This window comes from Erwinia sp., assembly GCF_031978025.1.
Classification (GTDB): domain Bacteria; phylum Pseudomonadota; class Gammaproteobacteria; order Enterobacterales; family Enterobacteriaceae; genus Erwinia.
Genome location: NZ_DALZCD010000009.1, coordinates 1 through 24,319 on the forward strand (window position 1 = coordinate 1; position 24,319 = coordinate 24,319).

General features: G+C 55.4%; 22 protein-coding genes and 2 pseudogenes. 13 read left to right on the forward strand and 11 right to left on the reverse strand.

What is annotated here, in order from left to right; all coding sequences use genetic code 11:
• The 4 genes and pseudogenes from RTK32_RS01460 to corA all read left to right on the forward strand — a co-directional run.
• Nucleotides 1–82, forward strand: a pseudogene (locus RTK32_RS01460) (5-amino-6-(5-phospho-D-ribitylamino)uracil phosphatase YigB); the annotation flags it as partial.
• A 54-nt stretch (nucleotides 83–136) separates the two neighbouring features.
• Nucleotides 137–2,299, forward strand: coding sequence for a DNA helicase II (uvrD, locus tag RTK32_RS01465; protein WP_312041763.1), 2,163 nt, complete (start codon nucleotides 137–139; stop codon nucleotides 2,297–2,299).
• A gap of 195 nt (nucleotides 2,300–2,494) precedes the next feature.
• The gene (gene ysgD, locus RTK32_RS21300) at nucleotides 2,495–2,551 is read left to right on the forward strand and encodes a YsgD/CorL family protein (RefSeq protein WP_367317867.1); all 57 of its coding nucleotides are present in this window, start codon (nucleotides 2,495–2,497) and stop codon (nucleotides 2,549–2,551) included.
• 120 nt (nucleotides 2,552–2,671) lie between these two features.
• Entirely contained in the window at nucleotides 2,672–3,625 is a 954-nt protein-coding gene (gene corA / locus RTK32_RS01470; protein ID WP_312041764.1) for a magnesium/cobalt transporter CorA, read from the forward strand.
• A 37-nt stretch (nucleotides 3,626–3,662) separates the two neighbouring features.
• On the opposite strand, the gene mdtI is transcribed toward corA, so the two are convergent.
• From mdtI to RTK32_RS01490, 4 genes are all read right to left on the reverse strand, one after another.
• Complete coding sequence (mdtI, locus tag RTK32_RS01475) at nucleotides 3,663–3,992, reverse strand: multidrug/spermidine efflux SMR transporter subunit MdtI (protein ID WP_312041765.1); 330 nt, start codon at nucleotides 3,990–3,992, stop codon at nucleotides 3,663–3,665.
• A complete protein-coding gene (mdtJ, locus tag RTK32_RS01480) occupies nucleotides 3,979–4,329 on the reverse strand; it encodes a multidrug/spermidine efflux SMR transporter subunit MdtJ (protein ID WP_312041766.1) in 351 nt (116 codons plus the stop codon). Before mdtJ ends, mdtI begins: the two co-directional genes overlap by 14 nt.
• A 361-nt stretch (nucleotides 4,330–4,690) precedes the next feature.
• The gene (rarD, locus tag RTK32_RS01485) at nucleotides 4,691–5,590 is read right to left on the reverse strand and encodes an EamA family transporter RarD (protein ID WP_312041767.1); all 900 of its coding nucleotides are present in this window, start codon (nucleotides 5,588–5,590) and stop codon (nucleotides 4,691–4,693) included.
• A gap of 28 nt (nucleotides 5,591–5,618) precedes the next feature.
• A complete protein-coding gene (locus RTK32_RS01490) occupies nucleotides 5,619–6,092 on the reverse strand; it encodes a thioesterase family protein (protein WP_312041768.1) in 474 nt (157 codons plus the stop codon).
• 161 nt (nucleotides 6,093–6,253) lie between these two features.
• Here RTK32_RS01490 and pldA point away from each other — a divergent pair, with 161 nt between their 5' ends.
• Nucleotides 6,254–7,132 (forward strand): phospholipase A, encoded by an 879-nt coding sequence (gene pldA, locus RTK32_RS01495; protein ID WP_312041769.1) that lies wholly within the window; start codon nucleotides 6,254–6,256, stop codon nucleotides 7,130–7,132.
• 50 nt (nucleotides 7,133–7,182) lie between these two features.
• The gene (gene recQ / locus RTK32_RS01500; protein ID WP_312041770.1) at nucleotides 7,183–9,009 is read left to right on the forward strand and encodes an ATP-dependent DNA helicase RecQ; all 1,827 of its coding nucleotides are present in this window, start codon (nucleotides 7,183–7,185) and stop codon (nucleotides 9,007–9,009) included.
• 95 nt (nucleotides 9,010–9,104) lie between these two features.
• Here recQ and rhtB read toward each other — a convergent pair whose 3' ends face one another.
• Nucleotides 9,105–9,728: a homoserine/homoserine lactone efflux protein gene (rhtB, locus tag RTK32_RS01505; protein ID WP_312041771.1), complete on the reverse strand. Its 624-nt coding sequence runs from the start codon at nucleotides 9,726–9,728 to the stop codon at nucleotides 9,105–9,107.
• 100 nt (nucleotides 9,729–9,828) lie between these two features.
• Here rhtB and pldB point away from each other — a divergent pair, with 100 nt between their 5' ends.
• Nucleotides 9,829–10,809, forward strand: a complete 981-nt coding sequence (pldB, locus tag RTK32_RS01510) for a lysophospholipase L2 (protein WP_312041772.1) — start codon at nucleotides 9,829–9,831, stop codon at nucleotides 10,807–10,809.
• 49 nt (nucleotides 10,810–10,858) lie between these two features.
• Nucleotides 10,859–11,659, forward strand: coding sequence for a sugar/pyridoxal phosphate phosphatase YigL (gene yigL / locus RTK32_RS01515; RefSeq protein WP_312041773.1), 801 nt, complete (start codon nucleotides 10,859–10,861; stop codon nucleotides 11,657–11,659).
• Between the two features lie 39 nt (nucleotides 11,660–11,698).
• Here the strand turns inward: yigL and glpQ are convergent, their stop codons facing one another.
• Both glpQ and glpT read right to left on the reverse strand, forming a co-directional pair.
• Nucleotides 11,699–12,745: a glycerophosphodiester phosphodiesterase gene (gene glpQ / locus RTK32_RS01520; protein WP_312041774.1), complete on the reverse strand. Its 1,047-nt coding sequence runs from the start codon at nucleotides 12,743–12,745 to the stop codon at nucleotides 11,699–11,701.
• Nucleotides 12,742–14,085, reverse strand: coding sequence for a glycerol-3-phosphate transporter (glpT, locus tag RTK32_RS01525; protein WP_312041775.1), 1,344 nt, complete (start codon nucleotides 14,083–14,085; stop codon nucleotides 12,742–12,744). Before glpT ends, glpQ begins: the two co-directional genes overlap by 4 nt.
• A gap of 332 nt (nucleotides 14,086–14,417) precedes the next feature.
• On the opposite strand from glpT, the gene RTK32_RS01530 reads away from it, so the two are divergent.
• Complete coding sequence (locus tag RTK32_RS01530; protein WP_312041776.1) at nucleotides 14,418–15,269, forward strand: carboxylate/amino acid/amine transporter; 852 nt, start codon at nucleotides 14,418–14,420, stop codon at nucleotides 15,267–15,269.
• Between the two features lie 441 nt (nucleotides 15,270–15,710).
• Here the strand turns inward: RTK32_RS01530 and RTK32_RS01535 are convergent, their stop codons facing one another.
• Nucleotides 15,711–16,190 (reverse strand): DUF1456 family protein, encoded by a 480-nt coding sequence (locus tag RTK32_RS01535; RefSeq protein ID WP_312041777.1) that lies wholly within the window; start codon nucleotides 16,188–16,190, stop codon nucleotides 15,711–15,713.
• 153 nt (nucleotides 16,191–16,343) lie between these two features.
• Nucleotides 16,344–17,285: an HTH-type transcriptional regulator MetR gene (gene metR, locus RTK32_RS01540; protein ID WP_312041778.1), complete on the reverse strand. Its 942-nt coding sequence runs from the start codon at nucleotides 17,283–17,285 to the stop codon at nucleotides 16,344–16,346.
• A 135-nt stretch (nucleotides 17,286–17,420) separates the two neighbouring features.
• Here metR and metE point away from each other — a divergent pair.
• Nucleotides 17,421–19,690, forward strand: a pseudogene (gene metE, locus RTK32_RS01545) (5-methyltetrahydropteroyltriglutamate--homocysteine S-methyltransferase).
• A 184-nt stretch (nucleotides 19,691–19,874) separates the two neighbouring features.
• Here the strand turns inward: metE and RTK32_RS01550 are convergent.
• Together RTK32_RS01550 and RTK32_RS01555 are read right to left on the reverse strand one after the other, a co-directional pair.
• On the reverse strand, nucleotides 19,875–20,702 hold the full coding sequence (locus tag RTK32_RS01550) for a dienelactone hydrolase family protein (RefSeq protein ID WP_312041779.1): 828 nt from the start codon (nucleotides 20,700–20,702) through the stop codon (nucleotides 19,875–19,877).
• A 32-nt stretch (nucleotides 20,703–20,734) separates the two neighbouring features.
• Nucleotides 20,735–20,884: a hypothetical protein gene (locus RTK32_RS01555; protein ID WP_312041780.1), complete on the reverse strand. Its 150-nt coding sequence runs from the start codon at nucleotides 20,882–20,884 to the stop codon at nucleotides 20,735–20,737.
• 86 nt (nucleotides 20,885–20,970) lie between these two features.
• On the opposite strand from RTK32_RS01555, the gene udp reads away from it, so the two are divergent.
• From udp to ubiE, 3 genes are all read left to right on the forward strand, one after another.
• A complete protein-coding gene (udp, locus tag RTK32_RS01560; RefSeq protein WP_312041781.1) occupies nucleotides 20,971–21,732 on the forward strand; it encodes a uridine phosphorylase in 762 nt (253 codons plus the stop codon).
• 216 nt (nucleotides 21,733–21,948) lie between these two features.
• Nucleotides 21,949–23,487, forward strand: coding sequence for a DNA recombination protein RmuC (gene rmuC / locus RTK32_RS01565; protein ID WP_312041782.1), 1,539 nt, complete (start codon nucleotides 21,949–21,951; stop codon nucleotides 23,485–23,487).
• 74 nt (nucleotides 23,488–23,561) lie between these two features.
• The gene (ubiE, locus tag RTK32_RS01570) at nucleotides 23,562–24,317 is read left to right on the forward strand and encodes a bifunctional demethylmenaquinone methyltransferase/2-methoxy-6-polyprenyl-1,4-benzoquinol methylase UbiE (protein WP_125290686.1); all 756 of its coding nucleotides are present in this window, start codon (nucleotides 23,562–23,564) and stop codon (nucleotides 24,315–24,317) included.
• Nucleotides 24,318–24,319 lie beyond the last annotated feature (2 nt).

Here is a 24,319-nt window from a genome sequence, read left to right on the forward strand (position 1 = left end):
CAACCTGATGCATGCCGGTGACAGCCGCCTGCTGCCCACGCTGGAAATTTCGCAGTTGGCATCCCTGACCGCGTTGTTATAATACGCTGGTTAAATATCCAGTGGAGCAACAGCTTCCCCTAATCTGACGGTGCTTATGGACGTTTCTGACCTTCTCGACGGCTTGAATGACAAACAACGCGAGGCCGTAGCCGCGCCGCGCAGCAATTTGCTGGTGCTCGCGGGCGCGGGCAGCGGCAAGACTCGCGTGCTGGTTCACCGCATCGCCTGGCTGCTGGGGGTTGAAAACTGTTCGCCTTACTCCGTTATGGCCGTGACCTTTACTAACAAGGCCGCCGCTGAGATGCGCCACCGTATCGAGCAGCTGATCGGCACCAGCCAGGGCAGGATGTGGATTGGCACCTTCCACGGCCTGGCGCACCGCCTGCTACGCGCGCATCATCTGGACGCGAATCTGCCGCAGGATTTTCAAATCCTGGACAGTGAAGATCAGATGCGCTTGTTAAAACGCCTGATCAAAGCGATGAATCTGGATGAAAAGCAATGGCCCGCCCGTCAGGCCATGTGGTACATCAACGGCAAAAAAGATGAAGGGCTACGGCCAAAGCATATCGAAAGCTACGGCAATCCCGTGGAGCAGACGTGGCTGCGCATTTATCAGGCTTATCAGGAGGCCTGCGATCGTGCCGGGCTGGTGGATTTCGCCGAGCTGTTGTTGCGTGCACACGAGCTGTGGCTGAACAAGCCGCATATTCTCAACCACTACCGCGAGCGCTTTACCAATATCCTGGTGGACGAGTTCCAGGATACCAACAATATCCAGTACGCCTGGATAAGAATGCTGGCGGGCGACAGTGGAAAAGTGATCATCGTGGGCGACGACGACCAGTCAATCTATGGCTGGCGCGGCGCACAGGTCGAGAACATCCAGCGCTTCCTTAATGATTTTCATGGCGCCCAGACGATTCGTCTGGAGCAGAACTATCGCTCGACCAATAATATTCTGAAAGCGGCCAACGCCCTGATCGCCAATAACACTGGCCGTCTGGGTAAAGAGCTGTGGACGGACGGCAGCGACGGCGAGCCGATCTCCATCTACTGCGCGTTCAACGAACTGGATGAAGCCCGCTTCGTGGTGAACCGCATCAAAGTGTGGATGGAGAACGGCGGCGCGCTGAACGACTGTGCCATTCTTTATCGCAGTAACGCCCAATCGCGCGTGCTGGAAGAGGCGCTGCTGCAAACCAGTATGCCTTATCGTATTTATGGCGGAATGCGCTTCTTCGAGCGTCAGGAAATCAAAGATTCGCTGGCCTACTTGCGGCTGATCGCCAACCGTAACGACGATGCCGCTTTCGAGCGCGTGGTGAATACCCCGACTCGCGGCATTGGCGACCGCACGCTGGATGTGGTGCGGCAGACGGCGCGCGAGCGCCAGCTGACGCTGTGGCAGACTGCCCGCGTCCTTCTTCAGGAAAAAGCCCTGGCTGGTCGTGCCGCCTCGGCGCTACAGCGCTTTACCGAGCTGGTAGACTCGCTGGCGCAGGAAACCAGTGAGATGCCGCTGCACGTGCAGACCGACCGTGTGATCAAAGATTCCGGCCTGTGGCTGATGTACGAGCAGGAAAAAGGTGAGAAGGGCCAGGCGCGTATTGAAAACCTTGAGGAGCTGGTCAATGCCACGCGGCAGTATAGCTATCAGGATGAAGATGAAGATCTGATGCCGCTGCAGGCGTTTCTTTCCCATGCGGCGCTGGAAGCGGGCGAAGGCCAGGCAGACAAATGGCAGGATGCGGTACAGCTGATGACCATGCACGCGGCGAAAGGCCTGGAGTTCCGCCAGGTCTTTATCGTCGGCATGGAAGAGGGGATGTTCCCGAGCCAGATGTCGCTGGAAGAAGGCGGGCGGCTGGAGGAAGAGCGTCGCCTGGCCTACGTGGGCGTGACGCGAGCCATGCAGAAGCTGACGCTCACCTACGCCGAAACGCGTCGGCTGTATGGCAAAGAGGTTTATCACCGGCCTTCCCGCTTTGTTGGCGAGCTGCCGGAGGCGTGCGTAGAAGAAGTGCGCCTGCGCGCCAGCGTCACCCGTCCGGTCAACCATCAGCGGATGGGCACGCCGGTTACGCAAAATGACAGCGGTTTTGCGCTTGGCCAGCGCGTGCGCCACGCCAAATTTGGCGAAGGCACCATCGTTAATCTGGAAGGCAGCGGCGATCACAGCCGCTTACAGGTTGCTTTCCAGGGGCAGGGCATCAAATGGCTAGTGGCTGCCTACGCCAAGCTGGAAACGGTCTGACCGGGCAGCGGCGCGCGTAACCCTGCGCTGCCTTTACGATTTTTACGCCCCGCTGTTTTTGCGTGGCCCGGGCGCCTGCCCGGGCGGCTGACGACGATTGCCTGGGCTGCCGCTTCGTTTCTCCCGGCTGGCTGTTGACGCCATTTTCAGCACAGCGTAACATGCGCGCACTATCACCCTCAGAGGACATTCGCCTTGGACACACCCAGTAGATACTGGCTCATTGACCTGGAAAACAGGTACAACTCCTAAGGCTATCCTCTTCTGCCGATAGCCTTCGTGGTTGTTGGCGACCCGCATCCCGCTTCGCTCTGAGTCAGATTCCCCCGTGTTCAGGCGCGTCCCATGCTATGACGAATTGGGAGTACAGCAATGCTGAGCGCATTTAAACTTGATCAAAACCGCCTTGCCCGCCTTGAGCTGGAAGAAACGACGGATGAACTGTCCAGTTCCGTCTGGGTCGATCTGATCGAGCCGGAGGAAAACGAGCGCGACCGCGTGCAGAACGAGCTGGGCCAGAGCCTGGCGACGCGTCCCGAGCTGGAAGATATCGAAGCCTCCGCGCGCTTTTTTGAAGACGAAGACGGCCTGCATATTCACTCCTTTTTCTTCTATGAAGATGCGGAAGACCACGCGGGGAACTCTACCGTGGCCTTTACTATCCGCGACGGCCGTCTCTATACGCTACGCGAGCGTGAGCTGCCCGCGTTTCGTCTTTACCGCATGCGCGCGCGCAACCAGATCCTGACTGACGGCAATGCGTATGAGCTGCTGTTGGACCTGTTTGAAACCAAAATCGAACAGCTGGCGGATGAGATCGAGAATATTTACAGCGATCTTGAAAAGCTCAGTCGCGTAATTATGGAAGGACAGCAGGGCGATGAGTTCGATGCCGCGCTCTCCACGCTGGCCGAACTGGAAGATATCGGCTGGAAAGTGCGTTTGTGCCTGATGGATACCCAGCGCGCGCTGAACTTCCTGGTGCGCAAGGCGCGTCTGCCGGGTAATCAGCTGGAGCAGGCGCGTGAAATCCTGCGCGATATCGAATCGCTGCTGCCGCATAACGAATCTCTGTTCCAGAAGGTGAACTTCCTGATGCAGGCGGCAATGGGCTTTATCAATATCGAGCAGAACCGCATTATTAAGATCTTCTCGGTGGTTTCCGTGGTGTTTCTGCCGCCCACGCTGGTGGCTTCCAGCTACGGCATGAACTTCGAGTTTATGCCAGAGCTGAAATGGAGCTTCGGCTATCCGGGCGCAATCTGCCTGATGATCCTCGCGGGTCTGGCGCCCTACGCCTACTTTAAGCGGAAAAACTGGCTGTAGCAGAGCAAAAGAGAGCGTCGTCGACGCTCTCAAAACATCAGGCAAGCTTGATCAGCACCATCCCGACCAGCAGCACGCCGAGGCCGAACCAACCGCGACCGTTCAGGCGTTGGTCAAATAATATCCATCCTGCCGTCGCCGTCGCGAGCATGCCGGCCCCTCCCCATAGCGCATAAGCGACCGACAGATCGATGCCTTTGACCGCCTGCGCCAGCGCGGTAAAGGCGGCCAGTACCGCCACAATAGATGACAAACCGTAAAGCGGACGGCGAAAGCCGTTCGAATATTTAAGAAAAACGTTAGCCACAATTTCCAGCACCACGGCCAGCGCCAGCCAGGCAATATGCGTTCCGTTAAGCGGCAGCATGGTTAGCCTCGCTACTGCCGATCGTCCCCGATTTCACCAGCGCGATCCCCGTCACCAGCGTCGCCAGTCCGGCCACTTTCATCAGCGTCAGCGACTCGTCGAACAGCAGTACGCTAAACAAAGTAATACACAGTACGCCGAAACCTTCCCATATGGCATAGGCTACGCCCAGCGCAATTTTTTTTACGGCAAAGCACAGAGAAATATAAGAAAGGGCGATCATGCCCAACATAAAAAAATAGCCCGCGGGATGCGCGTGAAGGCTGGCCCATTTCATTGCCAGCGTGCCAATAATTTCAAAGGCAATGGCAAGCGCCAGTAATAACCAATACAGCATGTTCTCTCTCCGGAAAATGAGATAAATAATCACATCGATTAATGTGCGGTAGAAAAATCCGTAGAGAGCACCTATAGCGCGGAACGCCAGTGCTGGTCAGCGACAGGTCGGCAGGTCAGGCAGGAAAAAGCAGGGAATATCAGGAGAATGAACAAACCGTCCATAAATTTACAACTCATCCACGCTATTGCTTCTCATCCTGGTGGAGTGAATATTGTCCTCGGTAGTTAAACACGCGGCTATTCTGGCATTACCCTGACGGGCAATGCCAAAATATTTTCAATGCTTTACGATGAGGGCAAATCCTTATTTACGTGTGACTTTCACTGGCCTCGTTGGCCAGTGAAAGTCATCCGGCTTTTCAGACCTGATCGGGCCGACTGCGTGTTAATGTTATCAGCGCATCGCAAATAAATAAGGCCAGCGCCGTCCAAATAAAGCTGAACGTAACAACTTTATCCGGCGTCATCTGCTCGCCATAAAAAATGACCGCCAGCAGGAACATCAGCGTTGGGCCAAGGTACTGAAAAAAACCTACCGTAGAAAGACGCAGGCGCGTGCAGGCGGCGGTAAACAGCATCAGCGGTACGGTGGTGACCACGCCTGCGGCGATCAGCAGCAGGTTTAACGATGAAGGGTTCTGCATCAGATGGCTGGTGCTGCTGTCGGCAATGCCAAAAAGATAAATAGCGGCGAACGGTAGCAGCCAGCTTGCTTCAATCAGCAGGCCGGTCTGCGCATGAACGCCAATTTTTTTCCGCATCAGGCCATACAGCGAAAAAGTGACCGCCAGGCCCAGCGCAATAACCGGCACCGAGCCAAACTTCCACAGCTGGATAATAACACCGCAGGCGGCCAGCGCGACCGCCAGCCATTGCAGGCGCCGGAAACGTTCGCCGAGAAACAGCATCCCTACCAGCACGTTCAGTAACGGATTAATAAAGTAGCCCAGGCTGGCTTCCAGAATATGCTGGTTATTTACCGCCCAGATAAAAATGAGCCAGTTGCTGCACACCAGCGTGGCGGAAACCGCCAGCAGCAGCACTTTTTTCGGCGTTTTGAAGATCGCTTTGACTTTGCCCCAGCTACGGCTGACGCTCAGCAGCAACAGCATAAAAAAGAATGACCAAATTACCCGATGGGTCATAATTTCGCCTGGCGCGACCTGCTGAAGAAGTTTGAAATAGGCAGGCGCTATGCCCCAGATAAAATAAGCGCCGAGAGCAAAAAAAATACCCTGCCGAGTTTGCTGCGCATCCATGAAACGTCACTCCGCTAACGTTGGAGAATTAACCTACCAGATAGGTTGCCGTGGTGCTGGCGATATAAAGGCCAGCGTCATTATGCAGCTCAACCCGCGCGACCGCGACTTTATTACCGCCGCGCAGCAGGCTGCTGGTAGCGATAAAGCGTTCGCCACGGCCCGGCCGCAGATAGTCTACCCGTAGATCGATAGTGCCCATCCGCGACAGACGCTGCCGCAGCTCTTCTTCCGTAATGGTTTCCTGCCGGGTGAGCGAACTGCTGACGCAGACCAGACCGGCTGCCACATCCAGAACGGCCGCAATGACGCCGCCGTGCAGAATTTTCTGTGCGATGTTACCTACCAGCTGCGGCTGGTTAGCGAAGCTCAACTCCGCATAATCCGGTTCCAGCCGGTCCAGCGTCAGGCCAAGCGTACGGTTAAAAGGCATATCATAAACAAAAATTTCGCCAATCAGGCGGCGAGCGGCCTGCCGATCGAGCGGCGCAGATGAGGTCATAGTAAAATTCCTTTACAACGTAAGTCGCTTATCAGACTGACTATTTTTAGCTGCAATTAACGAGCCGTTTACTTTACAAAAACAGCACTAATGCCGGCCAGTAATTCTGTGTAGAATGGCGTGCTTTTTATCCATCACCCTTATCAGTTCTGGAGAATCTTATGTCGATGCTGAAAGGCCCGCTGGCTGCAGCGCTCCTTTTCCCCTGCCTGGCCCTGGCGCAAGAAGCTCAGGTCACAGAGGTGCATGACCAGCCCGCGGTGCGCGGCAGTATTATTGCTAATCTTCTGGAAAAGCATGACAACCCTTTTGTGCTTTTTCCTTATGAAAGCAACTACCTGCTCTATACCGATACCAGCAATATCAATAAAGAGGCGATTGATTCCTATAACTGGTCGAATAAGGCGAAGCACGATGAGGTAAAATTCCAGCTGAGCCTGGCCTTTCCTCTCTGGCGCGGCATTTTAGGCGAAAACTCGGTGCTTGCCGCCTCCTATACTCAGTCTTCCTGGTGGCAGCTTTCCAATCGTGGCGCGTCGTCGCCGTTCCGTGAAACGGACTATCAGCCGCAGGTTTTCCTGGGCTGGGCCACCGATTATAGCTTCGCCGGCTGGACGTTGCGTGACGTGGAAATGGGCCTGAACCATCAGTCTAACGGCCGCTCAGAGCCCACCTCCCGCAGCTGGAACCGCGTTTACGCCCGCCTGATGGCGCAGAACGGTAACTGGATGGTAGAAGCCAAACCCTGGTACCGTCTTCCAGAAAGCGAAAATAATGACGATAACCCTGATATCACCAAATACATGGGGTATTATCGCCTCACGGTCGGCTATCAGCTGGGCGAAAGTATCTTTAGCCTTCAGGGCAACTATAACTGGAACAGCGGCTTTGGCGGCGCGCAGGCTGGCTGGAGCTATCCGCTTACCGAGCATGTCCGTTTCTATACGCAAGTCTTTAGCGGCTATGGTGAATCACTGATTGACTATAACCACCGCCAGACCAGGGTCGGCGTCGGCGTCATTCTGAACGACCTGTTTTAATGCTTTTCGGGTGGCCATCACGCGCTGCCCGCCATCAAGTTGGAGTACACGTGTCTACGGCTGCAGTGATCAATCAGGAGATGCTGACGCAACAGGTTTTGCAAGAAACCTTTGGCTACCAGCAATTTCGTCCGGGGCAGCAAACCATTATTCAGGCGTCGCTGAAAGGGCGTGACTGTCTGGTGGTCATGCCGACCGGCGGCGGTAAATCGCTTTGCTACCAGATCCCGGCGCTGGTGCGCGACGGGCTGACGCTGGTGGTGTCGCCGCTTATCTCATTGATGAAGGATCAGGTCGACCAGCTGCTGGCGAACGGCGTGGCCGCCGCCTGCCTGAACTCGACGCAGACGCGGGAAGAGCAGCAAGAGGTCTTTGCAGGCTGCCGCACGGGACGCATCAAGCTGCTTTATATCGCGCCCGAGCGCCTGATGATGGATAACTTCCTGGACAATCTGGCGCACTGGAATCCGGCGATGCTGGCGGTGGATGAAGCCCACTGTATTTCACAATGGGGCCACGATTTCCGACCTGAATACGGCGCGTTAGGCCAGCTACGTCAGCGGCTGCCGGACGTCCCGGTGATGGCGCTGACCGCCACCGCTGATGAAACCACCCGTAACGATATCGCGCGTCTGCTACAGCTTGACGATCCGCTGATTCAGGTCAGCAGCTTTGACCGTCCCAATATCCGCTACACCCTGGTGGAAAAATTCAAGCCCACCGAGCAGCTGATCCGCTACGTGCAGGACCAGCGCGGCAAATGTGGCATCATCTACTGCAACAGCCGGGCAAAAGTGGAAGATACCGCCGCGCGTCTGCAAAGCCGCGGCCTGAGCGTAGGTGCTTATCATGCCGGGATGGACAACGTCCATCGTGCCCGCGTGCAGGAAGCCTTCCAGCGCGACGATCTACAAATTGTCGTCGCCACGGTGGCTTTCGGAATGGGCATCAACAAGCCTAACGTACGCTTTGTGGTGCACTTTGATATCCCGCGCAATATCGAATCTTACTATCAGGAAACGGGCCGTGCCGGTCGCGACGGGCTGCCAGCAGAAGCACTGATGCTCTATGATCCGGCCGATATGGCCTGGCTGCGCCGCTGTCTGGAAGAAAAGGCACCGGGGCCGCTGCAGGATATTGAACGTCACAAGCTGAACGCAATGGGCGCCTTTGCGGAAGCGCAAACCTGTCGCCGTCTGGTGTTGCTGAACTACTTTGGCGAAGGGCGCCAGCAGCCCTGCGATAACTGCGATATCTGTCTCGATCCGCCGCGCCGTTATGACGGCACGGTAGAAGCGCAAAAAGCGCTTTCCTGCATTTATCGCGTCGGCCAGCGGTTTGGGATGGGATACGTGGTGGAAGTCCTGCGTGGCGCCAACAACCAGCGTATTCGTGATATGCAGCACGACAAACTGCCGGTTTATGGTATTGGTCGCGATCAGAGCCACGAGCACTGGATAAGCGTCATCCGTCAGCTCATCCATCTGGGGTTTGCGACGCAAAATATTGCGATGCATTCCGCGGTACAGCTGACGGAAGCGGCGCGTCCTCTGCTGCGTGGCGAAACGCCGCTACTGCTGGCGGTACCGCGTATGGTTAGCGTCAAGCCGCGCGGCGGCAGTCAGAAAACCTTCGGCGGCAACTACGATCGCAAGCTGTTTGCCAAGCTGCGCAAGCTGCGTAAAGCCATCGCCGATGAAGAGAACATTCCGCCTTACGTGGTGTTTAACGATGCCACGCTGATAGAAATGGCCGAGCAGATGCCGCTGACCGCCTCAGAAATGCTGAGCGTCAATGGCGTGGGCCAGCGCAAGCTGGAAAGGTTCGGCAAACCTTTTATGGTGATGATTCGCGAGCACGTTGACGGCGAAGAATAGGCTGACCCGAGCGAAGTAAAGCCTCATTCGCCGGCGAGCCGGGAGAATGAGGAAAGGGCTAAGACAGAGGTGTTCCCGCGTAAGCGCTCACGCCATCAGGCAATGCGTCTGGCACAGGCCAACAGCGCGCCTACCGCCATAAACATGCCGCCAAACAGGCGATTTAACAGCTTCATCTGCTTTGGCCCTTTAATCCAGGCCGCGATCCGCTGCGCCAGCGTGGCGTAGCCAATCATCACGATGATATCGACCACGACCGTAGTGACGCCCAGAACCAGATACTGCATCGCCTGCGGTTGGTGAGGGAGAATAAATTGCGGAAAAAGCGCCGCCAGAAAAACGATGCTTTTCGGGTTGGTGAGGTTAACCAGTACCGCTCGCTTAAACAGCTTGCGGCGCGGCATCGCTTTGGCAACTGCCTGAAGATCTATCGCGCCTGCCGATCGCCACTGCTGGATACCCAGCCAGATCAGGTAAGCCGCGCCCGCCCATTTCAGCACCTCGAAAGCCAGCACGGATTGAGAAAACAGCGCGCCCAGGCCGATACCAACCAGCACAATATGCATCGCCAGCCCGACCTGCAGGCCGGAAATGGAGGCCGCCGCGCCGCGATAGCCATGGCTGATGCCGGTGCTCATGGTATTGATTGCGCCGGAACCCGGCGAAAGGCTTAAGATGCTGGTCGTCAAAAGATAGGCCAGCCACCATTGGATGGTCATTGGGTCAGGCTCCCTGATAGCGCAGAAGTATGACACAATACGCCATTGCGGCGGCGCAGGCTATGGGCCGCGTGGAATGAAAAAAGCGGAGGTCGGGTCAATGAAAAAGCATGGCTGGCGAAATCGTGAAAAAGCGTTTGCCGCTTTCGCCACCGGCCCGCTGCTGGACTTCTGGCGGCGACGGGAAGAAGACGAATTCATCGGCGTGGAGGATGTCCCTATTCGCTACGTCCGCTTCACGTCACCGCAACACAGCCGCGTTATCCTGATTTGTCCGGGACGTATTGAAAGCTACGTAAAATATCCGGAGCTGGCTTATGACCTGTTTCACTGCGGTTATGATGTGATTATTGTCGATCATCGCGGACAGGGCCGTTCCGGTAGGCTGCTACAGGATACGCATCGCGGCCATGTAGAGCTGTTTGATCACTATGTCGAAGATCTGGAAACGCTTTATCTGAACGCGATCCACCGCCGCCATTACCAGCATCGTTATGCGCTGGCGCATTCGATGGGCGGCGCGATCCTGACGCTGATGCTGGCCCGGCAACCGCTGGCCTTTAACGCTGTGGCGCTGGCCGCACCGATGTTCGGTATTTTTCTGCCGATGCCGCTGTGGATGACGCACTGTATTTTGAACTGGGCGGAAAAACGCCCGCTGGTGCGCGACGGCTATGCGGCAGGCACTGGCCAGTGGCAGCCGAGGCCGTTTGGTATGAACCAGCTGACCCACAGCCGCGAGCGGTATCGGCGTAATCTGCGCTTTTACGCCGACGATCCGGCATTGCGTGTTGGTGGGCCGACTTATCATTGGGTCAGAGAAGGGATTCTGGCCGGAAAAAACATTCTGGCTCAGGCAAAAGAGATTAAAACACCGCTGCTGCTGTTACAGGCCGGCGCGGAAAAAGTGGTGGATAACCGCGCGCAGGATCTCTTTTATCAGGCCATGAAAGCGGCGGGAAACCCTTGCGAGGGCCCGCTGACTATCGCAGGTGCGCGTCATGAGATCTTGTTTGAAAAAGACAGTATGCGTGCCGAAGCGCTGGAGGCCATTACGGCATTTTTTGCCCGGCATCCCTGATATTACTGCTCAGATATAGCAACCGTATCTCACCATTGACAGAGGTTTTATGTACCCGATTGTTGCTTCCGATCTCGACGGCACGCTGCTGTCGCCGGATCACCGTTTATCCGCTTTCGCCCGTGAAACGCTCCAGCTGCTGACGCAGAAGGGCATTCATTTTGTGTTCGCTACCGGTCGTCATCACATTGATGTCGGACAGATGCGCGACAGCCTCGGTATTGATGCCTATATGATTACTTCGAACGGCGCACGCGTGCACAATACCGCAGGCGAGCTGATCTTCAGCCACAACCTGGAAGAAGATATCGCTCGTGAACTTTTTGCCCTGCATCACAGCCACCCGGATATCTATACCAACGTCTATCGCGATGAAGAGTGGTTCCTTAACCGCCATCGCCCGGAGGAAATGGATTTTTTCCGCGAGTCTGATTTTAACTACCAGACCTATCAGCCGGATTCGCTGCCAACCGACGGCATCAGCAAAGTGTTCTTTACCTGCGCTAAGCCGGAACTGCTCGTCCCGCTGGAAGAAGCGCTGATGGCGCGCTGGGGCGATCGCGTCAACGTCAGCTTCTCGCTGCCGACCTGTCTGGAAGTGATGGCGGGCGGCGTTTCCAAAGGCCACGCGCTGGATGCGGTTTCCGGCCTGCTGGGCTTTACGCTGGAAGAGTGCATCTCTTTTGGCGACGGCATGAACGACAAAGAGATGCTGAACATGGCGGGCAAAGGCTGCATCATGAGCAACTCGCACCAGCGCCTGAAGGATCTGCTGCCGGAACTGGAAGTGATCGGCACCAACGCGGATAACGCGGTGCCGAACTATCTGCGCAAACTCTATAACGTCTGAAGCTGACAAAAGCCGCCTCTGGCACAGAGGCGGCCATGTTTATCGGTTCAGAAAGTGTACGGCCTTGTCCGGGAAGTCAGTAAAGAGACCGTCTACGCCCGCCTGGTAATAAAGCGCGTCGTAAAGCTCGTCAACGCTAGTCACCCAGTCAGGCAGCCGATCGGCCCGTACGGTATAAGGGTGCACCACCAATCCGTTCTGATGTGCCTCTTTTACCAGCGGCGTAAAGTGAATTACACCTTTGGTCGACTCCTCAGCAACCAGCATGTGGTAGTCAGGACCGACACCGTCTACATAGCGGGCCAGCGTTTTCATCGCGCCGGGCTGCAGCATCCAGTCATAGCTGTAATTGACCCATTTACCGTTTTGCTGCTCCTGCGTCTCTTTCGAGTCCGTTTCGGTAATCAGCTGTACCAGCTTAAGGTTCATGCCCCTCTGCGGTTCCAGTTCCGTCTTAATGCGCTTGATTTCGTTATAGTCAAAGCATTGCAGATAGACATTGTCGCTTTTCGAGGCATAGCCATACTGCTTAAGCACATCCAGTACTTTTGCCGAAATATCCTTACCCTCCTGACGATGGAACCAGGGCGATTTGATTTCGGTATAAAGGCCGATATTTTTGCCGGTCGAGTGATTCAGGCCCTGAATAAACTCAATTTCTTCAGCAAAGGTGTGCACGTGGAAGTCCGATTTGCCTGCGGGAAAGCGCTGTGGATAAGTCTGCACTTTTTTACCGTCTTTCAGCGTAAAGCCTTCAGTAAAATGGAGCCCTTTGATTTCGGCCAGCGTGAAGTCGATGGCGTAGTAACGTCCATCCTTTCTGGCACGATCGGGGTAACGCTCCGCTACATCCGTCACGCGATCCAGATAATGATCGTGCAGCACCACCAGTTGATCGTCGCGTGTCATCACCAGATCCTGCTCGAGGAAATCGGATCCCTGGGCGTAAGCCATCGCTTTGGCGGGAAGAGTATGTTCTGGCAGGTAGCCACTGGCGCCGCGATGGGCAATAACGATTTTATGCGTGTCCGCAGCTGTGGCGCTAAGTGAAGCGCTCAGCAGCAGCATGCTTATCAGCTTTTTCATTGCGTTGCTCCTTTCCCGTGCTTGTGTTCGCTCAACATGGTGATGACCAGCAGGACAACGGCCAGCACGCCGCCGCCGATCATGACGATAAAGCCGCCGTCCCAGCCGAAATAATCTACGGTGTAGCCTACGATAGCGCTGGCGGCCACCGAGCCGCCGAGATAGCCGAACAGGCCAGTAAAGCCCGCCGCCGTTCCCGCTGCCTTCTTCGGAGCCAGCTCCAGAGCATGCAGCCCAATCAGCATAACTGGCCCATAAATCAGGAAGCCAATCACGATCATGCAGCCCATATCCACAGCCGGATTGCCGGGCGGGTTCAGCCAGTACACTATCGTCGCCAGCGTTACCAGCAGCATAAAGAAGACGCCCGTCGCGCCACGATTTCCTTTAAATACCTTGTCGGACATCCAGCCGCACAGCAGCGTGCCGGGGATACCGGCATACTCATAAAGAAAGTAGGCCCAGGAAGATTTATCCAGCGTAAAGTGCTTCACCTCTTTTAAATAGGTGGGCGACCAGTCGAGAATGCCGTAGCGCAACAGGTAAACAAAAACGTTAGCCAGCGCGATATACCAAAGCAGCCGGTTGGGTAATACGTACTGCATGAAAATTTGTTTGGCAGTCAGTTCCTCTTCCTGGCTCTTATCGTAATCAGGCGGATAATCGTTTTTATACTCTTCTATGGGCGGCAAGCCGCAGGACTGCGGCGTATCACGCATGAGCGCAAAGGCGATGACGGCTACCAGGATGGCGGCGAAAGCAGGCATATAGAAGGACGCTTTCCAGTCGTTAAACCAGTACATCCCCAGCAAAAACAGCAGCGGAGGCAGGCCGCCCCCGACGTTGTGCGCGCAGTTCCAGACGGAAACAATGCCGCCGCGCTCCTTGTGTGACCACCAGTGCACCATGGTACGCCCACAGGGCGGCCAGCCCATGCCCTGAAACCAGCCGCATACAAACAGCAGCACAAACATGACGGCAATGCTGGAGGTGGCCCAGGGAACGAACCCCATAAATAGCATGACCAGCGCGGCCAGAATTAATCCCGCGGGCAAAAAGTAGCGTGGATTAGAGCGGTCAGAAACGGAACCCATAATAAATTTAGAAAAACCATAAGCGATGGAAATACCTGAAAGCGCAAAGCCCAGGTCGCCTCGTGAAAACCCCTGTTCGATGAGTGAAGGTATTGCCAGGGCAAAGTTTTTCCGAACCAAGTAATAGGCTGCATAACCGAAGAAAATGCCAAAAAATATCTGCCAGCGTAATTTCCGATAAAGCGGGTCGATCTCACTGGTGTTGACGCGCGTTCGATGCGCCGCAGGTTTAAAGACAGATAACATAAGAGCCTCCGATGGCAATTTATATTTGCTTTTTTGCGTGATGGAGCAACCGATAATAGCTATGAGATGTCGCGGACAGAGCCTAAAAGAAAAAAGGCGGCTTCGCTGTGAAAGAGAACTCAAATGTTACATTTTTATGACAGTAAGATGATTTATGCGGCACGCTTCTCTTAATGCTTTTGGTAACGGTTGAAAAGAGTGTGAGCCGTTTCACTTAATTTGGCCGCCCATATTGGGTTGCGCACTTAATGAGCAGATGTAAACCAGATATTTTCCCGTCGTCAGGGTGATTTCGCTACACTGTGCCCACTTTTTACTATTGAGTTTTTATCGTGATCTTATTGATAATAACCACTGTCCTGTGGGCCTTTTCCTTCAGCCTTATTGGCGAATATCTGGCTGGTCAGGTAGACAGCGTCTTTTCCGTGTTGGTCCGCCTGCTGCTGGCCGCCGTGGTTTTCCTGCCTTTTCTACGCTGGCGCGGTTACCGCCCGTCCACGCTGCTGCTTTATATGGCCGTAGGCGCGCTCCAGCTGGGCATCATGTATCTGTTCAGCTTTGAGGCTTATCTCTACCTTAGCGTTTCTGAGCTGCTGCTGTTTACGGTTATGACGCCGCTCTATATCACCCTGATTTATGATCTGATGAGTGGACGCGGTATTCGTCCCGGCTATGCGCTGAGTGCGCTGCTGGCCGTGGCCGGTGCGGCGATCATTCGTTATGACAAAGTCAGCGACCACTTCTGGTTTGGCCTGCTGCTGGTACAGCTGGCCAATATTTGTTTTGCCGTGGGGATGGTGGGCTACAAGCGCCTGCAGGAAACGCGGCCGATGCCGCAGCACGTTGCTTTTTCCTGGTTCTATATGGGCGCGGCGCTGATCGCCGTTATCGCCTGGTGCCTGTGGGGGAATCCACAAAAGCTGCCGACCACGACGCTGCAATGGAGCATTCTGATCTGGCTTGGGGTAGTGGCCTCCGGGTTAGGCTACTTTATGTGGAACTATGGTGCGACACAGGTTGATGCCGGCACGCTGGGCATTATGAATAACATGCACGTGCCGGCGGGCTTGCTGGTTAACCTGGCTATCTGGCAGCAGCAGCCGCACTGGCCGAGCTTTATCGTCGGCGCGGCGGTGATTTTCGCGTCGCTGTGGGTGCACCGGCACTGGGTGATCCGGAAATAACATAACGTTAAGCAGGGTATATCACGTCCTGCTTAACGTGGCTGTTTAGCCGGTTATCAATCCTGCAAGGTCGCTATTTTACTCATCGGCAGCTTAATATTTTTCTCAATCGTATTTACCAATACGCGGCCCGTCTCTGCTTTTGCTCTCCTTACCCGTTCGTCGGTTTAGCCCCTGCCTGACAGCAGAACTATTTTACAAAAGTGGAGGGCGAGCTGGAAATAATTACGGTGGCAGCCTGAATTTTGCCCGTGCCGCTAATAAAGTCGACTTCATTATTATCAAGTTTTCTCATAATAAATGCTTTTTCATGACTTACGTATTTACAGTGCGTAAATGCCGGATAGATATTATGAGGGTGGATTTAAGCTGTCGGGAAGAAGAGGGGAGACATTATCGTGAGCACACTTGCTGGCAGGCAGCCCGGAGGCTGCACACGCTTTAAGCTTTTTTCGCCGGGGCAGGGCGTAATTTTATCGTCATCCCTTTCAGGAAATTCCTTAAAATCTGATCGCCGCATTCACGATAGTTTTTATGACCCGGCTTACGGAAAATAGCGCCAATTTCAGACTGGCCTACAGCAAAGTCAACCGTTTTAAGGACGTCGATAATATCCGTCGTTTTTAAATCGAAAGCGATGCGCAGTTTTTTAATAATAATATTATTCGTCATCTTGCGTTCGATAGAAGGGGCTGGCGCCTCTTCGCTTTTGCCACGGCGTTGGAAAATCAATCCGTTCAGGAAATAGCCCATTAGCACGTCCGGACAGGCGCGAAAGCCCGCTTCATCTTCTTTTTTCAGGAAGCTTTGCATTTCCGCTTCGCTGACTTCACTTTCCGCCAGCGCCAGGATGCCCACCATCTGAGCATCGCTCAGGCTCAGCATGTAGCGCACACTGCGCAAAACGTCATTATTGGTCATAAAAATCTCATGGGTTCAGGATCGTTGGCCGCATTATAGAGACAAATGGCGCTGGATAAAGGAATACCGTTAGCAAAAAGGCGTGCAGCCCGTGTATGACACGAGTGCGGCTGCAACGCCGCGCAAAAGTAAGCGCCAGTCGGGACGGGGCGCTCAGGAGTGGCTCAGGGAAATCGGTAGCGGCGTGCCGGGTGCGGACGCATCTCTGACCAGCGGCAGGTGCTCGCAGGCGTGCTGTCGGGCAGAACGGATAAAGGCTTCCACTACCGCCTGACGCTGTTCGCCATCGCGCACGGCGGCGTATAAACGGCTCCATAAGCCCTGTCCCAGCGTTTTGGTGACAACCAGCCCCTGGTGCTCGAAGCTCTCCACCACCCAGTGTGGCAGGGCGGCAATACCCATACCTGCCGACACCATCTGAATCAATAACAGCGTATTGTCCACGTTTTTTAACGCCGGGCTGACGCCTGCAGGCTGCAAAAAATGGCGCCAGATATCCAGGCGCTGGCGCTGCACCGGATAAATCATCAGCACTTCGCTGGCCAGATCGGCAGGAGAAATATGGTCAACCTGTGCCAGCGGATGATCGGGCGCCAGCACCAGCCGCACCTCAAAATCAAACATCGGCGAATAGAACAGCCCGCTGCGCGGCAAAATATCGGACGTCAACACCACATCCAGTTCACCCTGTTGAAGCGCGGGCTGAGGATCGAAAGTTACCCCGGACTTAAAGTCCATAACCACTTGTGGCCAGCTCTGGCGAAAATTATTCAGCGCTGGCGTCAGCCATTGAATACAGCTGTGGCACTCAATAGCGATACGTAGCGTGGCCTGATGCGGTTCGTGGCACGCCTGTAACGCATGCTGGATCTGCGGTAGTACCTGCTCGGCAAGCTGCAGCAAAATTTCACCCTGCGGCGTAAAGCGCAGCGGCTGGCTTTTACGCACAAACAGGCGGAACCCCAGGCGCTGCTCTAAATCGCTGAACTGATGGGACAGGGCCGACTGCGTCTGATGAAGCTGAGCGGCGGCGGCGGCCAGCGAACCGCTGTTGCGCAGCGCTTGCAGCGTTCGCAGGTGTTTGAGTTCGATCATGAGAGTCCTTCACATCGACAGTGAACAATTTGCGCTTGTGGTCAATACAGTACCTGCGGATTATAGATGTGTAAACATCTGGACGTCTAAAACCCCGATTGCCACAACGGCGGGCGGTAACTGAGGAACGCATTGATGACTATTTTAAACCATACGCTCGGCTTCCCCCGTGTTGGGTTGCACCGGGAACTGAAAAAGGCGCAGGAAAGCTATTGGGCAGGCAAGATACCCCAGGAAGCCCTGTTGGCCACAGGTCGCGAGCTGCGCGCGCGCCACTGGGAGCAACAGAAACAGGCCGGAGTAGACTTGGTGCCCGTTGGCGATTTTGCCTGGTACGATCATGTGCTGACCACCAGTCTGCTGCTGGGCAACGTGCCCGCCCGCCATCAAAATAAAGATGGCTCTGTCGATCTGGATACGTTATTCCGTCTGGGACGTGGCCGTGCGCCAACCGGCGAGCCTGCGGCTGCGGCCGAAATGACCAAATGGTTTAATACTAATTATCACTATATGGTACCGGAGTTCACCAAAGGCCAGCAGTTTACGCTTAACTGGACGCAAATCCTGGACGAAGTGGATGAAGCACAGGCGCTGGGCCATAAAGTGAAGCCAGTGCTGCTTGGGCCGGTCACTTATTTATGGCTGGGCAAAGTCAAAGGCGAGCCGTTCGACCGCCTTAGCCTGTTAAAAGATATTCTGCCGGTGTATCAGCAGGTTTTGAGCGAACTGGCGAAGCGCGATATCGAATGGGTACAGATTGATGAGCCAGCGCTGGTATTGGAGCTGCCGCAGGCCTGGCTGAACGCTTTTAAACCGGCCTACGAGGCGCTGGAAGGGCAAACCAAACTGTTGCTGACAACCTATTTTGAAAGCGTTAGCACCAGTCTGGACACAATCGTTAAGCTGCCGGTGCAGGGACTGCATGTCGATCTGGTGCACGGAAAAGATGATATCGCGGTGCTTAATGCCAAAGTACCGGCCGACTGGCTGCTTTCCGTTGGTGTGATCAACGGCCGCAATGTCTGGCGCGCCGATCTCAGCAGCTGGTTTTCGCGTCTACAGACGCTGGTCAGCAAACGTCAGCGGTTATGGATCGGCACTTCCTGCTCATTGCTGCACAGTCCCATTGATTTAAGCACCGAAACCCGTCTGGACGAGGAGACGAAAAGCTGGTTCGCTTTCGCGCTGCAGAAATGCCATGAACTGGCTTTGCTGAGTGCCGCGTTAAACCAGAACAATGCGCAGTTGCTGGAAGCCTGGAGTGCGCCAATACGCGCTCGTCGTAACTCTGCTCGCGTACATAGCGATGCCGTGAGCAAACGTCTCGCCGCTATTACTGCTCAGGACAGCGAGCGTGAAAGCCCCTATATAGCGCGTGCGCAAGCCCAGCGCCAGCGCTTCCGACTGCCCATCTGGCCAACCACCACGATTGGTTCTTTCCCGCAGACTGCCGAAATCCGCAGCCTGCGTCTGGATTTCCGGCAGGGGCGGGTGGACAGAAGAAACTACCGTACCGGCATCGCTGAACATATTAAACAGGCGATTGCGGAACAGGAGCGGCTGGGGCTGGACGTGCTGGTCCACGGGGAAGCCGAGCGCAACGACATGGTGGAATACTTTGGTGAAAACCTGGACGGTTTTGCCTTTACGCAAAATGGCTGGGTACAGAGCTATGGCTCCCGCTGCGTAAAGCCGCCGATCATTGTTGGCGACGTAAGCCGTCCAAAAGCCATTACCGTCGAATGGGCAAAATATGCGCAGTCGCTGACCGACAAGCCGGTAAAGGCATGTTGACCGGCCCGGTCACAATCCTTTGCTGGTCGTTCCCTCGTGAGGACGTGCCGCGTGAAACCCTCGCTAAGCAGATCGCGCTGGCTCTGCGGGACGAAGTGGACGATCTGCAAAAAGCCGGTATCGGCATTATTCAGATCGATGAACCGGCGCTACGTGAAGGGCTGCCGCTGCGCCAGTCAGGCTGGGCTGCCTGGCTGGAATGGGCCGTGGAAGCGTTTCGCCTGACTGCCGCCGTGGCGCAGGACGCGACCCAAATCCACACTCATATGTGCTATTGCGAATTTAACGACATCATGGCGTCCATTGCCGCGCTGGATGCGGACGTGATCACTATTGAAACCTCACGTTCTGATATGGAACTGCTGGAATCGTTTGAGGAATTTGATTACCCGAACGAAATCGGCCCGGGCGTTTACGATATTCACTCACCGAACGTGCCGAGCGTGGAGTGGATAGAGGCGCTGTTGCTGAAAGCGGCGAAGCGTGTGCCGGTAGAGCGCCTGTGGGTGAACCCGGACTGTGGTCTGAAAACGCGCGGCTGGCCAGAAACCCGACAGGCGCTGGCTAACATGGTGGAAGCCGCCCGTCATTTGCGCAAGGCCACCGTCTGATTTCTGTAGGGGTGCTGGGGCGCTCGTGCGTCCCTTTTTTGCTACCCGGCGGTATTTGGCCTTTCCAAATGGAGAATGCTTTGTTTCCTGGGGCATCATTTATCGCAGACGATGAGGCACCCTAAGCAGAAGCGGCATAAAAAAGCCCGCCGGTCAGGGCGGGCCGCAGGCGATGCCTTCTGCGTTAGCTGACGCCGTGCTGTTTGAACCAGGTCAGCATACGCTGCCAGCCATCTTTGGCCGATTCTTCATGGTAGCTGGGACGATAATCGGCGTTAAAAGCGTGACCGGCCTCGGGATAAACCACGATTTCCGAGTTAGCGTTGGCCGCCCGCAGTGCCTGACGCATGGTTTCCACGCTCTCCTGCGGAATGCTCTCGTCGAGCGCGCCGTAAAGCCCCAGTACCGGTGCGTTAATATCAACCGCAACGTCCACAGGATGCTTTTGCTGCTGCAACGTTTTATCCCCTACCAGCTTGCCGTACCAGGCGACACCCGCTTTCAGCTGAGGATTATGCGCAGCGTAAAGCCAGGTTATGCGGCCGCCCCAGCAAAAGCCGGTAATCGCCATATTGCGCATGTCGCCGCCATGTCGCGACGCCCAGTTAGCTACGTGATCCAGATCGGCCAGTACCTGACTATCCGGAACCTTGCTGACCAGCTCTTTAAACAGCGTGGGGATATCATTGTACTCGTCAGGATCGCCCTCGCGGAAATAAAGCTCGGGGGCGACGGCCAGATAGCCTTCTGTCGCCAGGCGTCTACAAATATCGCGAATATGTTCATGCACGCCAAAAATTTCCTGCACCACCAGCACGACCGGCAGCGGGCCGTCGGCATGGCGAGGTCTGGCGTGGAAAGCGGGCATGTTCTCGCCCTGCGTCGGAATTGACGTTTCGCCGCAAACGATATCGGCGCTGTCGGTAATGAGGGTGGTCGATGCGGCAGGTGATACCGCAGGAGCGAATCCCTTATTGCTCAGTGTTTGAGTCGGATTATCGTCGCTTTTCATTGTCCTCTCCATACATGCAGTAGCGCAATCAGCTAACTATAGCCAGGATTACGTTTCGATCGGGTAAAGGTCAGCCTGTCATCTTTGACGGGGTCGTTGGTTTCTGACAGCGCGTTTCGTGCGGAAAAGTCTTTTTGTGTGATTTCAATCACGGTTTGCAGCGTTACGAATGTAACTTTCATTACCCAAGGTGAATTCACTCACATAAATTCATTCAGCATTGCGCTACTGTAAGCGCCTCATCGCTTTTTTATTACAGGATACAGTCATGGCACAATCAGACGTTTTTCACCTGGGTTTAACCAAATCCGACCTTCAGGGCGCCACTCTTGCCATTGTGCCAGGCGACCCCGAGCGCGTTAAAAAGATTGCCGCGCTGATGGATAATCCGGTTCAGCTGGCGTCGCACCGCGAATTCACTACGTGGCGCGCCGATATCGACGGCAAGGCCATTATCGTCTGCTCAACCGGAATTGGTGGCCCTTCCACTTCTATCGCGGTAGAAGAGCTGGCTCAGCTGGGCATCCGCACTTTCCTGCGCGTGGGGACTACCGGCGCTATCCAGCCAGGGATTAACGTGGGTGATGTGCTTGTGACCACAGGTTCCGTGCGTCTGGACGGGGCGAGCCTGCACTTTGCGCCGCTGGAGTTCCCGGCCGTTGCCGATTTCACCTGCACTACCGCGCTGGTAGAAGCGGCAAAAGCGCTTGGCGCGACCACGCACATCGGTATTACCGCCTCTTCCGACACCTTTTATCCGGGACAGGAACGTTACGACACCTTTTCTGGTCGCGTGGTGAGCCGTTTCCAAAACTCGATGAAAGAGTGGCAGCAAATGGGCGTGCTGAACTACGAGATGGAATCCGCCACGTTGCTGACCATGTGTGCCAGCCAGGGCCTGCGTGCCGGGATGGTAGCCGGCGTGATTGTAAACCGTACCCAACAGGAAATTCCTGATGCGGAAACCATGAAAAAAACGGAAAGCGATGCGGTACGCATCGTGGTTGAAGCGGCTCGTCGTCTGCTGTAGTGGTCGGAAGAAGTGTGGCTAATTGTGTCATCCATCCCTGAGGGAGCGCGCCTCCCTTAATGACATCTTGTTGCACCAGAGGCGGTTAATTTTTCGAGCCGTCTCTGACATCCCGCTGAAAACCTTCTCTGTCCCATCACCTCACGCTTTTTAGCTCGACATTGCTACAGCCTGCCCTTACCTTTTCTGCCAGAGCAGTCCGGAGGGGGAAGGGGCGTGGATGCAATAATCGGTTACGGCATAGGCTCAGGCCTGGCGGGCGCGTTGGTCGGCTGGCTTATTGCCTGGTATCAAAACCAGCAGCGCACGGCGCATCAGGAAACAGAGCGCAGGCTGTTGCTGCAGGCTACCGAGCAGCTGAAGCAGGAGCGCGATCGCCTGACGCTACAACAGAACCAGCAACAGCAGGCGCAGAAACAGCAGGAGCTGGAGCTGCGTCAACTTCACGGCTCGCTCGCGGCCGCACAGGAAAAGCTTACCCAGCTTGACCACTGGCGAGGCGAGGCCGAGCAGCTGGCGCGCGAACTGCGTACGCAGCTGGAAATTAACAGCGCACAAGAGGCAGAGCTGCGTGAAGTCACTATTCGGCTTGAAGAGAGCAGAATGGCGGCAGAAGAGAAACAGCGCCTGCTGGTCAACAGCGAGCAGCGGCTGAACGCGCAGTTTGAACACCTTGCCAACCGTATTTTCGAACACAGCAACCGCCGCGTCGATGAGCAGAATCGTCAGAGCCTGGACGGGTTGCTCTCGCCCCTGCGCGAACAGCTGGACGGCTTTCGTCGTCAGGTGCAGGAAGGCTTTGGCCAGGAGGCACGCGAGCGCCATACGCTTTCCCATGAAATTCGTCATCTGCAGCAGCTTAATGCCCAAATGGCGCAGGAAGCGATTAACCTGACCAAGGCCCTGAAGGGCGACAACAAGATGCAGGGAAACTGGGGTGAAGTCGTGCTCAGCCGCGTGCTGGAAGCGTCGGGCCTGCGGGAAGGGCACGAATATGAAACGCAGGTCAATATTCAGCTGGAGCACAACGCCCGTATGCAGCCGGACGTTATCGTGCGCCTGCCGCAGGGTAAAGATGTGGTTATCGACGCCAAAATGACGCTGGTCGCTTACGAACGCTATTTTAATGGCGAAGACGAGGCCACGCGTGAAACCGCTATCGGTGAGCACGTTGCCGCCATTCGCAGCCATATTCGCCTGCTGAGCCGTAAAGATTATCAGCAGCTGCCGGGTCTGCGCTCGCTGGACTATGTGCTGATGTTTATTCCTGTTGAACCGGCTTTTCTGGTCGCGATCGACCGGCAGCCGGAACTGATTAACGAGGCGCTGGGTCAGAACATCATGTTGGTCAGCCCGACCACGCTGCTGGTGGCGCTGCGTACCATCAATAATCTGTGGCGCTATGAGCATCAAAGCCGTCATGCCCAGCGTATTGCTGACAGAGCGGCTAAGCTCTATGACAAAATGCGCCTGTTTGTCGACGATATGTCAGCAATGGGGCAAAACCTCGATAAGGCCCGAGACAGCTACCGACAGGCAATGCAAAAGCTGGCGGAAGGGCGGGGCAACCTGATCGCGCAGACGGAAGGTTTTCGGCAGCTGGGTGTGGCCATCAAGCGGCCCATTAATCCAGGCCTGGTAGAACAGGCGATGCCGGATGAGGCCGATGAGGAAGAGAACGAAGAAGAGAATGAGGACGAGGTCGCGTATCTGGCGACACAAACCGGGCCAGGCGCGGCACGCGTTAATGAATAACCCGCAAGGCTGTGCCTGGCCTGTGGGACTCTGATACACTTGGCAGATAACTGATTGCAGAGCAGGCAAAACAAATGGCAGATGAATCAAAGGATACCACGCACTTCGGCTTTCGTACGGTAGCGAAAAGCGACAAAGCTGAAATGGTGGCTGATGTTTTCCATTCCGTTGCGGCCAAATATGACCTGATGAACGATCTTATGTCGTTCGGCATCCACCGTGTCTGGAAACGTTTTACTATCGATTGTAGTGGCGTGCGTCGTGGGCAGCGCGTTCTCGATCTTGCTGGTGGCACCGGCGATCTGACCGCTAAATTTTCGCGTCTGGTTGGTGAAACCGGCGAAGTCGTGCTGGCTGATATTAACAGCTCCATGCTGAAAGTGGGGCGTGAGAAGCTGCGTAACAACGGCATTATTGGCAACGTTAATTACGTCCAGGCCAACGCCGAAGCGCTGCCTTTCCCGGATAATCATTTCGACTGCATCACCATTGCTTTCGGCCTGCGTAACGTGACTGAAAAAGAGAAGGCGTTGGCTTCAATGTTCCGCGTCCTGAAGCCGGGCGGCCGCCTGCTGGTGCTGGAGTTTTCCAAGCCGCTGCTGGAGCCGTTGAGCAAGGCCTACGACGCCTACTCATTCCATGTGCTGCCGCGTATCGGCGAGCTGGTGGCGAAGGATTCCGAAAGCTACCGCTATCTGGCCGAATCTATCCGTATGCATCCGGATCAGGATACGTTAAAGCAGATGATGGACGATGTCGGCTTCGAGAATACTACCTACCACAATCTTACCGGTGGCATCGTTGCGTTGCACCGCGGATTCAAGTTCTGAAC